Origin of the sequence: Rhizobium sp. 768_B6_N1_8 (assembly GCF_051811225.1) — a bacterium.
Taxonomy (GTDB): domain Bacteria; phylum Pseudomonadota; class Alphaproteobacteria; order Rhizobiales; family Rhizobiaceae; genus Rhizobium.
In genome coordinates this window covers 1,939,716-1,953,788 of sequence record NZ_JBPWPV010000002.1, presented here as the reverse complement: position 1 = coordinate 1,953,788, position 14,073 = coordinate 1,939,716, and the positions used below count along the sequence as shown (strand labels likewise).

11 protein-coding genes are annotated in these 14,073 nt (G+C 57.2%); 3 read left to right on the top strand and 8 right to left on the bottom strand.

The genetic code is table 11. From position 1 onward, the window contains the following. Window positions 1-3: 3 nt before the first annotated feature. From hisD to AB8B33_RS33235, 7 genes are all read right to left on the bottom strand, one after another. Complete coding sequence (gene hisD / locus AB8B33_RS33265) at window positions 4-1,332, bottom strand: histidinol dehydrogenase (RefSeq protein WP_439018636.1); 1,329 nt, start codon at window positions 1,330-1,332, stop codon at window positions 4-6. A gap of 283 nt (window positions 1,333-1,615) precedes the next feature. Further along, entirely contained in the window at window positions 1,616-2,386 is a 771-nt protein-coding gene (locus tag AB8B33_RS33260; RefSeq protein ID WP_439018635.1) for an SDR family NAD(P)-dependent oxidoreductase, read from the bottom strand. A gap of 282 nt (window positions 2,387-2,668) precedes the next feature. Then, window positions 2,669-3,655, bottom strand: coding sequence for a DMT family transporter (locus AB8B33_RS33255; RefSeq protein WP_439018634.1), 987 nt, complete (start codon window positions 3,653-3,655; stop codon window positions 2,669-2,671). After that, window positions 3,640-4,599, bottom strand: a complete 960-nt coding sequence (locus AB8B33_RS33250) for a succinylglutamate desuccinylase/aspartoacylase family protein (RefSeq protein ID WP_439018633.1) — start codon at window positions 4,597-4,599, stop codon at window positions 3,640-3,642. The genes AB8B33_RS33255 and AB8B33_RS33250 overlap by 16 nt, the downstream gene beginning before the upstream one ends. 77 nt (window positions 4,600-4,676) lie before the next feature. Next, window positions 4,677-5,741 carry an alanine racemase gene (locus AB8B33_RS33245; RefSeq protein WP_439018632.1) on the bottom strand — a complete coding sequence of 355 codons (1,065 nt, stop codon included), beginning with the start codon at window positions 5,739-5,741 and terminating at the stop codon, window positions 4,677-4,679. A gap of 27 nt (window positions 5,742-5,768) precedes the next feature. Then, complete coding sequence (locus tag AB8B33_RS33240) at window positions 5,769-6,839, bottom strand: fatty acid desaturase (protein WP_439018631.1); 1,071 nt, start codon at window positions 6,837-6,839, stop codon at window positions 5,769-5,771. Window positions 6,840-6,930: 91 nt separating this feature from the next. Next, window positions 6,931-8,007: a hypothetical protein gene (locus tag AB8B33_RS33235; RefSeq protein ID WP_439018630.1), complete on the bottom strand. Its 1,077-nt coding sequence runs from the start codon at window positions 8,005-8,007 to the stop codon at window positions 6,931-6,933. Between the two features lie 130 nt (window positions 8,008-8,137). On the opposite strand from AB8B33_RS33235, the gene AB8B33_RS33230 reads away from it, so the two are divergent. The 3 genes from AB8B33_RS33230 to AB8B33_RS33220 all read left to right on the top strand — a co-directional run bounded on the left by AB8B33_RS33230 (window position 8,138) and on the right by AB8B33_RS33220 (window position 11,444). Next, entirely contained in the window at window positions 8,138-8,845 is a 708-nt protein-coding gene (locus AB8B33_RS33230; protein ID WP_439018629.1) for a TetR/AcrR family transcriptional regulator, read from the top strand. 240 nt (window positions 8,846-9,085) lie between these two features. Next, on the top strand, window positions 9,086-10,390 hold the full coding sequence (locus AB8B33_RS33225) for an MFS transporter (protein WP_439018628.1): 1,305 nt from the start codon (window positions 9,086-9,088) through the stop codon (window positions 10,388-10,390). Window positions 10,391-10,430: 40 nt separating this feature from the next. Further along, the gene (locus AB8B33_RS33220) at window positions 10,431-11,444 is read left to right on the top strand and encodes a histone deacetylase family protein (protein ID WP_439018627.1); all 1,014 of its coding nucleotides are present in this window, start codon (window positions 10,431-10,433) and stop codon (window positions 11,442-11,444) included. 17 nt (window positions 11,445-11,461) lie between these two features. Here AB8B33_RS33220 and AB8B33_RS33215 read toward each other — a convergent pair whose 3' ends face one another. Further along, window positions 11,462-13,972, bottom strand: coding sequence for a hemagglutinin repeat-containing protein (locus tag AB8B33_RS33215; protein ID WP_439018626.1), 2,511 nt, complete (start codon window positions 13,970-13,972; stop codon window positions 11,462-11,464). Between the last annotated feature and the right edge of the window lie 101 nt (window positions 13,973-14,073).

The window sequence follows — 14,073 nt, the reverse complement described above, 5'->3', positions numbered from 1 at the left end:
CTTTCAGCCTCGTTTTGGCAGATAGTTGTCGCGGACCGCCGAGACTGCATGCGCGTGGGATGAGAAGCCTTCATATTCCGCGAGCTTATGGGCGCGCTTTGCAAACTCGGGATATGCCGACGCTGTCACGTAGCCGATCGAACTGCGCTTCACAAAATCGGCCACCGACAGCGGGCCGAACGTGCGCGCCCACCGGCTCGTCGGCAGCACGGCGTTTGGACCGAGGCAGAAGTTGGCGATGCTGACAGGCGTATGCGGACCCATGAGGATTTCCGCAGCCTCGGTGATCTGTCCGAGATGGGCGAAGGGATCCTGTGACAGGAGTTCGAGATGCTCGGGTGCGTAAGCATTGACGAAGTCGTAGCTTTCCTCGACCGAGGAGGTGAGGATGATGCCACCGCATTTGCCTGAAAGGACGGCGCTCGAGAACTGAACCCTCTGTTCCGTCATGCGTGCCCAGTGTTCGGGCAATGCGGCGAGGGCCTCCTCGGCCACACGCCTGCTATGGGTCACGAGATAGGCCGAAGAGTCCGGGCCGTGCTCGGCCTCGATCAGGAGATCGAGTGCTGCGAGGCCGCCATGGACCGTGTCGTCAGCGAAGATGATCGCTTCCGAAGGTCCTGCGGGCAGGCCCGTATCGATGATGCCTGATAGGCTTCGCTTGGCTGCGACCACCCAAGGGCTTCCCGGCCCGACGATCTTCAGCGCCGGCTTAATCGTTTGCGTCCCGTAGGCGACAGCTGCAACCGCCTGAGCGCCGCCGACCTTGTAGACAGTTTCCACACCGGCCAGACGTGCTGCCACCAGCGTTGCTGCGTCCACACTACCGTCCGGGGCTGGCGGTGTGACGATCGCCAGGTTCGGAACGCCTGCCACAACGGCCGGGACAGAGGTCATCATCGTAACGGACGGAAACGAACCTTTGCCGCGCGGGACATAGAGCGCAACGGACTTGATCGGGGTGAAGCGGTCGCCAGCGAAGGCGCCTGGCTTGATCTCCTTCAGCCACATGGCTTCAGGTTTCTGTTCCTCATGGAAATGACGGATATTCTGAATGCCGAAGGTGATGGCTTCGATCACGTCCTCGCTGACTAGCTTGAACGCTGCATCGAACTCGGCATCCGTCACCTTGATCGTTGCTTCTGTGATATCCGCCTTGTCGAGCTCCCGGCCGAAGCGGGCGACAGCGCGGTCGCCTTCGGTGCGCACAGCCTCGAGGATCGGCGCCACTTTCTCGACGAACCCGGAAATGTCCGTTTCGGATCGGCGCAAGAGCGCAGCCTTCTCATCGGGCCCAAGCTTCGAATATTCATGAAAAGTGACTTCGGTCATTGCTCATATCCTTCTTGGCGCACAAAGGTGCACGCTACGGCAATCGTCCGCACCCTGACGGCACGACGTTCCAACTTGCTCACAGTTCATGCTGAAACGCACCGCAAGTCGGTGGCCGCCAGCCTAAATACCTGCAATTTGTTTACTCGAGGAAGCCGGATATAGTTATCCGGCAAATTCCCAGGAAGTCGAAGACTTCGTTCCCGTTTTTATTGTCTATAGTTGTCTATACATCTATAGACAATATGATCATTCGTGTGCTGTCAAGCGTCATCTTTCGTTTCTAGATCGACGCCAAAAAACCGCCGTCGACAGGAATACATTGGCCGGTGATGTAGGCCGATGCGCCACTTGCGAGGAAGACGACGGCGCCGCCGATGTCGGAGCCATCGCCGAACCGTTTTTGTGGGATCTTGTCCAGCATTTTGGCCGACCAGCCCTCATCCTGATAAAAACCCTCGGTCATCGCTGTGCGGAAATAGCCCGGTGCCACTGCATTCACGCGGATGCCCAGCGGCGCCCATTCGGCCGAAAGCGCTCGTGTCATACCGAGCAGTCCCGACTTCGACGAGCCATAGGGCACGGCCGTCGGGATGCCGATATAGGAGGTAAGTGAGCAAAGGTTTATGATGCTTCCGCCCCGAGGCTGTTTTGACATCCGCCGCGCCGCGCCTTGCGACCAGAAGAACGCGCCCTTGAGGTTGGTGCCGATGATCTTGTCCCAGATCTGTTCGTCGACGTCGAGTGAGGGAGAGACCTGTTCGTACCCGGCATTATTGACAAGAATATCGACAGCGCCGGTGATGTTTTCGAACTTGCCTAGCGTTTCGTCAATGGACGAGATGTCCGTCACATCCTGAGCGCTCGTGATGCAGGTCCTGCCGAGGGCTTCGATCCTCCCTTTGGTGTCACTTAGCGAATTTTGGTCGCGCGCCGTAACGCAAACATCGGCACCCGCTTCGGCAAGCGCCAGCGCAATCCATTGGCCCAGGCCGCGGCTCGCACCGGTCACAACTGCCACTCTTCCTGCCAGATCGAACATCGTATCGGCCATGATGATCCCCTAGCTTTTGCGCGATAGAACCATCATTCAGCAGTAATGTCTATACATGTATCAACAATGAGACCTTCCGATTTTGGGATCGGGACAACAACGGTTCAAAATCCCACGCTGAAGTCGAACGGACGATAACATCGGACGTCCGCGAGGCCATCACCGATGGGACGCCGACCTGGAGACATGAGTTCACCCGCGCGGGTTGAACCCCGATCGCTCTATCGTCAATCCGCTCCATCACACGCCCGGACCGAATGGCTAGTTCGGCTAACGTTTATTTCACGGTGCGGAGGGCAGCTCGCCTGGACTGCGTCGTCGGAGCAGCTTGCCCCATCCCAACGTTGTACAAAGACCGGCCAGGAGCACGAAGACGATCCCAATGGCCTGGACTAGGCTGATTTCCTTGGAATAGAAAACATAATCGCTAAGCAGCGCGGTCACCGGGTTGAGGAACGCGCAGACCCCGATCGTGGCCGTCTGAACTTTTGGGTAGTTCGCGTAGAGCAAGACGTACACGACGCCCGTGTGCAGAACCCCAAGGCCAACGAGCCAACCCCAAAGCGGCAGCGCTGCGTTCCGCAGCGGTTCGAACGCCAGGAACGGCGCGAAGAGAACAAGACCTATTAGGCAATGGATGATCGTCAAGACTGATGAGTCGACCCCTCGCAGCCGCCGTGCCGTCAATGTGGAGCCTGCGTAGAGGAGCGAGGCCAGAATGGCGAAGGCCACCCCTTGGGTCCAGGAACTGTTGCCCATTATGTCGCCGACATGGGGCCATACGACCAGCAGCAGTCCACCGAAGGCCACAACCAGCCAAAACAGCTTGTCTCGGTGGAGGGCTTCGCCGAGAAAAAGGGCGCTGATGATGACGATCCAAAATGGTTGCAGGTGATAGATTATGATCGCAAATCCAATCGAAGTCGAACGGAAGGCCTGAAACAGCGCAGCCCAATTCAGGACCAGGCACAGACCGCTGACAATAGTGAGCCCAATCAGTTTCCGATTTATTCGCCAGATCCCGTGCAAGGTACCACGATACAAGGACCAGGCGATGAGCGACAACGCACCAAAAAGGCAACGGAAGAACACGATGTTCAGTGTTGGCTGCCCGGTTTGGATCGCAAAGACACCGACAGTTCCCGACAAAGCCATTGCGCCGGCGAGGTAGACTGTGGGACCCAATCCTCCGCTTGTCGTTGGAGCCTTGGATGCGACTGCCTCGGGATGCACGTCCTTAACGTCGGCTTTCATCAGGCGCCGATCCATGTGATCGTCTCGTCGCCATTGACGGCCAGGCTCGAAATTTGAAACATGATTTTTCCGTTGATTGGTGAAACCGCCGAGCCGATCGGCTCGCCAAAATGATTGCGAATGGTCCCAAGAACAGTATCGGTGTCGACGACATCGCCGACGGCGTGGGTCGGATACCACAAGCCGGACGCGGTTGCGGTCACACTGGAACAGCGGAGCACCTGAACATCTAGTTTCGATGGGTGGTCCGAACTGTCATCCAGTAAGACGTGCATGGCTCTCAACAGTCTGTGGAGACCGATGACGAGGGTTTGAATAGCATCTTCGTCGTACTTGCCGGCCCCGCCCGCTTCGGCGATGATCGCCGGCACTCCCGCCGCAGCCGCGCCGGCAATCATCATGCCCCTTGCCGGACTTGCGATTGCGTAGGGAAGCCCAAAATCTCTAGCAAGGCGCTCGGACCGTTCGTTTCCCTCACAAAAGATCGTGAACGGCGTCAGGCTCTCGCTCAGGTCTCCACAATGCAGATCGACGAGCGCATCGGTATTCGAGAAAACCTCATCGATCAGCCACGCGGCAAGTCTATCACTTGCGGTGCCAGTCGCGCTGCCAGGAAACACCCGATTGAGGTTTTTCCCATCTGCGGGATTTATATAAACGCTTCTTTTTGCAAAGGCTGCGGTGTTGACCATCGGCAGTATGATCAATGTCCCTGCCAAGTTCTCGTATGGAAGTTTCAGAAGCCGTTGGGCCGCCTCAATGGCGCAATATTCTGAGCCGTGAACGCCCGCGCTCACGCAGATACTGGGGCCTGCGGAGAGTCCCTTAATGATAACGATCGGCAGGACATGATCCTCGATTGGCCAACACTCGACCTGTGTGACGCCTGGCGGTGCCGATTTGATGATTTCTCGAACGGTAGCGCTGCGCTCGGCTAAATTGGGTATCGTAATGGTCATTGGCTCTTTCTTGTAGGGATTGGATGTATATTCGGCACAGCTTGCCGCACGAGCTGCCGTAATCTCCCTGGTTCCGTTTATGAAAGATGCTCGACGACCCGTTTCGAAAGGTAGGGAGATAAAAACCCCTGAAGCATCGCTCGATACTTGAGATCAAAATAGATGGACGAGCCGATGCGCAGGCTCTCTGCCGAACCTGTGACGTCGATGACAGTGTAATCGGAATTGGCAGTCACGATCCTGACCCCGGCTTCGCGCGGAATAAGTGCTTTCGGGTCCGCGTCGACGACTCCAAAATCGAGAATGGCCCGCTTGCGGATTTCTGAAGTTGCGGCAACGCCTAGGTCCGCGACGGCGCCGCCTCCATCGATACCGGCCGGCTTGTCCTGGATTTCGACGATGGTTCCGCAAAACCGGAGGGTGTCGGTTCGTAATCCGACAAAGGGCTCGTCAGCGACCGGTATCGTTCCCAGCAATGCTGCTTGTCCGATCCTGACCTGAGTGGGCCAACTGGCCAGGATTTCTGAACTCATCCAATGAATAATGGAGGAGCCTCCAAGGGATATCTTCGGTACACTGATCCCCTCTTGCCCGAGATCGCGCGCCAGCCGGTAAAGACAGCTTAGATTCGAATGGGAGGGTTGGACCCCGTTGGCACAGGCATAGTTGGTTCCGAAGCCCTCGAAGACAAGGTTGCGATGGCGCTTGGCAAGGATCGCTCGCATGACGGCAGGTGCCTCATGCGGCAGCACCCCCTCCCTCAAGTCGCCGACATCGACCATCAGGAAGTAGCCGTGCTTCACGCCGTGCTTTTCGGCAGCGCTGTCGAGGGCATCCAGAATGCTCGGATCGGAGTTGAGGCTGGCCTTCGAATAACGAACGATATCTTCCGCCTGCAGCGCTGTCGGAAGGCTCGTGGTCATCACCGGCGTCTTCAGCTGCGCGGAGAAATTCCTGGCGATTTGAATCTTCGACATTCCGAGATAGGCGGGAGCCTGCCGATCGACAAGCTGCAGGATCGGTGCGTAGTCGTGGCAGGGCTTGACCACGAAAACCAGTTCGAGCCCGTTTCGGTCGGCGTCAGCTTTGATAAATTGCAGGTTTGCTTCAATGGATTTCAAATTAACTGCGAGCTCAGCCATTCTATGGTCCTCGAGTTTGATGGGTCGCTAAGCGATCTGCGGTTCCGTCAATGTTTTGCTGCCGTCCTCAATCATGCGAAGCCTCAATTCGCCAAGTGCCGACGGCTTTCCTTGGCTGCCGAAGAATAGGCCGACACTGCCGTGGTTGGCGTATTCGGGACTGTCACGCTTCATCAGATTGTCGACGGCTGGCAGATAATTCCAACGAACTGCGGGAAAGAGGGAGTGCGCGAGATGATAGGAATCGCCGTACGGAAAAACATTGTGCTTGACGATAGCGCCGACGACGCCTGGGAAGTCGGTCGGCCGCCCGAGCGCAAGTTCACGTTGATGATAAGGAATATCCGTCTCGCAGGTGGCAAACCAACGATGCAACGCGATATGGGCCACCCAGTAGAAAAGCGGATAGGTGATCAAGACCGGAACGACATAAAGGAACAGCAACTCGGTGTAGAAGCCGAAGTACGCAAACAGCGCGATCACGGTTGCGACTGACAGAAGGCGCAGCGCTAGGTTCCAGTTCCACATGTCTATCGCGATATAGCCCCAGCATTCCTTCAACCGATCAACAATGCCGAACGGCGTCAACGGCCGGAAAACGCCAAACCAGTATTGCCCTGCCGTAATGCCGGGCACAAATCCTTTTTCGACCATTTCCAGTCGGTCGGGATCATCTTCCGTGTTGACCGAATGATGATGTTCGACAACGTGGACCTGATGGCGCCGCCTTATTTCCGGCATGAATGCCGGAAACTGGTAAAGCAGGTTCGTGATGATTTCATTGATGCGCCGGTTTGGACCCAATGAACCATGAGCGGCATGATGACCGATTTCCTGCAGAGCTCTAAACCGGCCCGTGACAAACAGAATCGCCAGCAGCTTCAAGGCCCAGCTGTCGGTGTGATGAAATGCAAGGATGGCCGCCAGAATGAAGAGGTAGGACCAGACGAAGGCCATCGGCCCAAAAAGCCAGTCTAGCGGCTTGTAGCTCAAACCTTTGAAGTATTTGCGGTAATGCCGAACAGCATCGGCGCCTTCGGCGGGACGTGGGACATGGGAGAGATCGACCCGATGGTAAAAGGCATCGGCTGCGAGCATGAGGCCGGCAACTGCGAACAATACAACTGCGATAACCATATCATTGCCTTTTTCAAATTAAGAAATGACAGGCCGACTGTCGTCAGCGCTGTCAGAGGGCGAGGGCACGCAAGAAGACCTCTTGGGCATTGATCCAAGGGGGCGTCTTGGCCCCGTCGAGCAGGGAGAAAAGCAGTGGTGTCATTTGGGACGAGAAAGCCTGACTGCTTTCAAGTGGTGTTATGGCCGGCAGATGATCGATGGCGATCACGTAGACAGGCCTGCCGTTTGTCGGAACTTCGTAGATCGGCTCGTCGATGCTCGAGAGAGGGCCTCTCAAAAGGATCGGATTGTTATTGTTGGTCTCGCATCCGATATCCGAGACGATCCGAAGCTTGCTGTCGGATCCGATGTTTTCGGGGCTCAGGAATTTGGGCGTCGTTTCATCGACGGCCATGCAATTGACGATGATATCGTAGCTTGAGAGCGCGTGATCGACGTCAGGATCAAGAAGGGACTGACGTGAGAGGCTTGTATAATCCAGCCCGAGTTCATTCAGCACCATGACGGCACCGACACCACACTGGCCGCGGGTCCCCAATAGGGCAATCGACGGGTGCCGGCAGTCGTTGAGGCCTGAATGCGCTCGGCCCAAGAGTTCGTCCAATTGGGTCGGCGCGGTGAACAGCCTTGCGGGGGGAGCTTGCCTCGGCCCCTCGATCTCGGACCAGAGGATTGCGGCAAGGACTGTCCCGACTTTTCCAGCGATGGTGCTGAACGCAGGCACCTTTGCGCCCGTCTCGTCCGTCAAGAACTCGGTATCGTAGTGGGTTCCGCCTCCACGCGTAAATCCCTCGAGCATCTTGAACGCGGTCGGTTTCTCGTGAAGAATCCGTGTCTTGGTATATTGATGGGCATAGAAGACATGCTCACCGTAGAACGGCTCGCCGGTCAATTCCGGCAACTTGATGCCGAGGGTCACCGTATCCTTGCGTTGCTGGCGCCAAGTGTCGCGCGGTTCGATGATGCAGCCATGCCTTTGATATTCGCTGTCTGAAAAGACACGTTTTGGTGCCGTTTCGACATGAACTTCATATCCGCGGTCGATCAGCCTGGAGGCATCCCCTGGCGTAAGCGGCGCTCGGCGTTCATTGGGGTTGACTTCTCCACGGACCCATATCGTTTTCATTATCCACCAAAGCTGTTGTGAAAGCGCGCCACGACCCTCGGTCCGGCGCAAGGGGAACCGGTTCCGTGAGATAATTCATATTGCAAAGTACGTACTATGAAGTACGCATAAATAAAACCGGAAGTTGAGCATGAGTCAAGCGTTTTCTATTGAATGCGAAGTTTTTCTCCCTTTCGCACCTGTGCCGCGCTACAAGACATCGCCATGCAGAATCCGGAGGAAATTGATGCGACGGCCTCTGAACAAAAGGCGGCAAGTTGACCGTAGCGCCGAAACCCAGCAACTGCTCATTGAAGCTGCCATCGAGATGCTGTGTGAAAAAGGGTTTGCCGGTGCGACCACGGCAAACATCGCGGCTTCGGCGGGCGTCACGACAGGTGCCCTTCATCACCACTTTGCAACGAAGGACGACCTGTTGTTCGGCGTCCTCGATTATGTCTCGGAGCGGATCGTTCTGGAATTTCGTCTCTTCGGCCGCAAGAGCAGCGGGCAGCCTATTGATCTTCAACTGCTTGTCAGGCAGCTTTGGAGCATTTACGGCGGCCCGCAATACTGGTCGATATGGGAAATCATCATGGGTTCGCGGGAGGACGAGCGCATGCGTGAGCGTCTTCTTCAACATCGCGAGCGAACGATGGAAGCGCTAAACCAGTGTTGGCTCACCCTGAACCCGAGCCTGACCACGATCGATCAAAGAACAGCCAGAGTGCTCGATCTTCTGCTTTCTTCCATTCGAGGTCTTTGTATGGACCGCTTCATGAGAACCGACGAGCGATATTTTCATGAGCAGTTGACGCTCCTCGTCGAGAGCATCGAACCAATCTTTGCCAAGAGCTGATTGCTACGCGCCAGAACAACTGAACAGAGATTTCCTAGTCAACGGCATTAAAGCCTAAGCGCGATGTTTTATCTAAAATGAATCTCGCCAATTGACATACTAACTAATATGTATGTTATTTCGAAATCGCAATAAGGTGGAAATTGCCTTTGATTATGGTCCGGTGCGCAAGCGGACCGGGTCAGGCTCCGGCACACTCTCTGTTGTGAACAACCAAGCTGAAGGGTCGGCGAGATGAGCATGGACGCTTTGAATGGCGTAACCGCTGCGAACAGCCAAAGATCAGATCGAAGGGCCAAGACGCTCGTCGGCGGTTCGATCGGCCATTTCATAGAATGGTACGACTGGTCCATCTACGGGCTGCTAGCAGGGGTGTTCGCAGCACAACTCTTTCCCGCTGGGAGCGAAGCAGCATCCCTTATGACGAGCTTTGCAGTGTTTGCGATAGGCTTTGCCGCTCGTCCGCTCGGCGCTTTCATATTGTCGCCGATGGCCGACAGATACGGACGACGAGCGCTTCTGGCGGCCACGATCATCGTGTCAGGCTTGGGTAGTCTGATCATTGGACTATGCCCCACCTATGAGAAGATCGGCCTGGCAGCCCCTCTCATCATTGTCGCTGCCCGTCTTTTGCAAGGATTCTCCTCTGGCGGTGAATTTCAGATCGCACTCACGTTCTTGAATGAACACGCGGTTCCAAAGTGGCGCGCATTCTCGGCTTCACCCCAGATGGTTTCAATTGGAGCGTCCGTCCTTGTTGCAAACGCTGTTGCCTCGATAGCAACTCAATTTCTAAGCGCTGACGCACTTTCCGCCTGGGGTTGGAGAGTACCGTTTCTGCTGGGAGCATTTCTTTCTCTCTACGGCCTTTATATTCGTCGCAGCCTTCAGGAAACACCGGTTTTTGAAAAGAGCCAACGTCACGACCTTCCGGCACTTGCTTCAATTTTAAGGTCGCTGCTTGACCATCCGAAGGAAGCATTGACTGTTTTCGTCATTCAGATGAATACGGTGCAATACTATATTTGGCTCATATTTCTTCCAACATACGCGCACCTGATCGGTGGCCTTGACCGTTCGGCCGGCTTCGTTGCCAGCATGGTGGCGACCTTGATCTATTGTCTTGTCCTTCCTCTCTTCGCTGCAATTTCCGATCGCGCTGGTCGTAAGCCGCTTCTGATCGCATCGGCTTCTTGCTTCTTGATATTTTCATATCCCCTCCTGTCCATTCTCGCCGGATCGGCAAGCCTCGGTACTGCGGTCTTCGTCGCCGGTTCGGGTGCGATTTTCCTCGCCTTCAACAATGCTGTGATTGGGACAGTCTTTGCGGAATTGTTCCCAACAAGCATTCGCACCACCGGAATTGGGATCCCGTATGCGATTTGTGCTGCGATCTTTGGCGGCACTGCGCCTATGGTTGCAACCTGGCTGGATGGATTGGGTGGGCCCCTTTATATCTCCGCCTACGTCATGGTGATATGCGCGATCAGCATTTTCACCTATCTCTTCATAACCCCCGAAACATTTTCCCGCTCTCTGGACTGAGCCGTCACAGGAGCCACCAAACTTCCGAAGGAAGTCCGCTATGCTTGTCGTGCATCACCCCGATCAAGCCCTTCATAACCCCTCTGCGGTCTTTCGCGGCGGCAAATATATCGATCAACCCGACCGTGCGGAGCGATACAGGATTTTTCTGTCGGCGATAGCCGACGACGGTCATCGAGTCGTTCAGGCGCGCCTGGGTAACCTTGCCGGCGTAACGGAAGTTCATCATGCCGACTACGTCGAATTCCTCCGCACCGCTTACGATCGTTGGGCCGCGCACGGAGGCTATGGGCCGGAGGTCATCGCCAACGTGCACCCAACCCATCGTATGAGCCGAAAGCCAACCGAGCTCTTGGGTGAACTCGGATGGTATTCGAACTCGACCTCGTGTCCGATGCAGGCGGGAACCTGGCAAGCCGTTTACGCAAGCGCTCAAACGGCCTTGCATGCAGCGGACGCTCTACGGCCCGGTGCGGATCATGTCTACGCGCTTTGTCGGCCGCCAGGTCACCACGCCTATCCGGACTTGATGAGCGGGATGTGCTTTTTGAACAATGCGGCGATCGCCGCGCATCAACTGACAAAGCGATATGAGAGGGTTGCTATCGTCGATATCGACGTTCATCACGGAAACGGAACGCAATTCATCTTCTGGGAACGTCACGACGTTCTGTTCTGCTCGATCCACATCGACCCGTCGGATGCTGCGCCCTACTACGCCGGCTATGTCGATGAGATCGGCGAGGGCCTCGGGAGAGGCTTGAATTTCAATCAACCGCTCCCCGTTGGAACGAGAGATGAGGCTTGGCTCGACGCGATTGACCGGGCTCTTTCTCGAGTGCGTGAATATAATGCCGGGGCATTGGTGATATCGCTCGGCTTGGATGCCGCCGAGCACGACCCCGTTGCTGCGTTTAAAATTTCCAATTCGGGCTTTGCCGCAGCCGGAGGCCGAGTTAGTAAACTTGGTCTTCCAACCTTGCTGGTGCAGGAGGGTGGCTATCTTAGTCCTCAGCTTGCAAGTTGCCTTCAAAGCTTTACGCGTGCGTTTTAAGTCGTTTGCACTCTACATTAGCGTGAACCTGGCGCACGGGGCAATGAGCACTGCGGGATTGCGTCTCGATGGAGAGGCTCCCGATGCCTGGCCCTGAGTTCGTCGATGTCGAAAGGTTCGACCGTGTTGTTGGCCTTGGAGAGATCGGTGTTGAGGCTTGCAAGGTCCTGGGTCTGGTTGGTGAGCGTCAGCTGGCCGGGAGAGAGCGTGGCACGTGCGACGCCGTGGTCTTCCTCCTGCGCCGGTTGGCCGACGACCGGAACCGGAATGCCGCTGGGCGTCAGCGCTATGCCGTAGCTCGAGGTAGAGGCCTCGGAGCGGTTCTCGATGTTCGACCAGGTGAGCGACCTTGCCGTCAGATCACTATTAGCAGGATCGGCGGTCGAGCCGATGACGCCGCCGATCAGAGCGACATTGTCGCCGACCGTGACGTGATAGCCGCCGGAGCCCGCGATGATGCCGCTCTGCTCGCCGACATTGGCGTAATCACCCTCGGTTCTCCCCTTCTGGACGCCGCCGGAGAGACCGGATTTCGGCGTAAAGCCGATGCCGGTGCTGAGCGTTTTTTCGTCATAGGTGGCGGTGTCCTGGCGGCTGATAATGTTTAGATCGCCGCCAACCGCCATCGTAACCCGATCGCCCGAGATCACCGCGCCAGCCAGCGTCGTATCGCCACCGGAAGTGGACGTGACGTTACCGCTGGCGGTGACATGGCTATTGATCTGGGTGACGCCGCTCGCCTGCTCCGTGCCCTTGCCATAGCTCGCGTTGCCGGTGAGGCCGCCGCTGGCAAGATCGACACCGATGGCAGCACTCGTCGATTGGCTGCTGGAGGAGGAACTGCTCGTTTCCTCAGCGCTGCTCAAGTCGATGTTGCCACCAGCCGACAAGGTCACGTCACCGTCCTGCGGATACTCTGGCGAGCCTGCCGCGATCTGCACACCGCGGCCGGTGATGTCGCCCGATTGCGCAGCCACCGTGACAGAACGGCCGGCCTCGATGGTGGTGACGACAGGTACGCTGGCGGAGGCATTCTGTTCGGTCTTTGAAGCGTTGAAGCCCACCGTCAACGAAACGGAACCGAGACCGGACTTCTGAAGACCTGCCCAGTCGGTGAGGCCCTGTATGTTTTTCAGGGCGTCGGTATTGATGCCGGTGAGAGCGTTGTAGGTCTGGTAGCCGGCAAGGGCTGCGGGCGCCAGCGCGTATTTGCCGTTGGCGCCGCCGAGATCACTAACGGCGGAAGCTATTCCCTGTCCGGCGCTAACCACCCCGGAGGACACATTGAGGCTGACGCCGGCGAAGAGCTGCTTGTGCATCTCCGTGTAGTTGCTGACATCCTGAGCCGAGAGCAGATTGACATCGCGTTCTGCAAGGACGTTGGCGTCGCGGCCGGCTTCGGTCTGGGCGGCCTGGAGATTGGCGTCGCGCCCGGCTGTGATCGTCAGGTCTCTGCCGGCCGACAGGGTCGAGACGGCGTTGGTCGAGGACGACTGCGCGGTCTTGTCCGTGGCGCTCCCGTAACCAATGCCGATCGAGGCGCCGCCATTGCCGGAACTGAAGGCGATGCCAAAGCCGGATCGTTTTTCCTGCTCGGAGGCCGAACTGCTTTCCGCACCGGGCGTGATGTTCACGTCGCGGGCGGCATCGAGCGTAATGTCCTGTTCGGCCTTGATGGTGGAGCCGATGACGTTGATGTCGTTCTCGCGAGCCGCTAGCGTTATGTCGGTACCAGCGGTCAGCGCCGAGGCGACATTGAGCTCGGAAGCCCGGCTCTTGTCCTTCTGCTCCTTGCCCCAGAGCGAGATGAAGCCATCGCCGGAACCCGCAAACAGGCCGGACTTCTTCTTGCTGCTTTCGAACTGGTGCTGCTCTTCCGCACCGATGACGGAGACACTGTCGGCTTCGACGCCGAGGCTGCCGCCTGCTGTGACATGAGAGCCCGCGATGACCGAATTGCCATCGGCCTTCAGGGTGACATTGCCGGACGCCGAGAGCTCGGAGCCGACCGTCGCTTCGTCATAGCTTGCCGACCGCGAGCTTTTCTTCGACAGTAAGCCCTTACTGCTCGACTGCATTTCGGTGGCGACGGTATCCTTGCCGGAGGCGATGATCAGATCGCCGCCGGTCGTTACATCGATGTTGGCCTTGTCAGCGCCGGCATCGCCAGCCGTCACCTTCGAGGCGGAAACGACGGTGTCGCCGCCCGAGGTGATCGACACGCCTTTGCCGCCGCTGATCGACGATCCGACCGCCGTCTGCGTTTCCGTATGGCTGGTCGTCTGCTTACCACCGCCGAACAGGCCGCCCTTCTTCTTGTACTTGTAGTCGGTCGTGGAGGTGTCGACGGCTTCGGCGATCGTCACGTCACCGGTCGCCTTGAGGCCGACGGTTCCTCCAGCGGCCAGGTTGCTGCCAATAATATTGAGATTGCCGCCTGCGTCCGCGGTGATCGAACCGCCTGCAGTGATCTGAGAGCCGGTCGCCGTCGTCTCGACCGTAGTTGTCGTGCTGCGCCGGTCGCGCAACGTCTTGGTCGTTGTGCACCGCCGACATCGAGAGAATTCTGCATATCAAGTGATTGGAGATCATCAATCTCAAGCAGATACCCGGCGCGACTGTGAGTTCG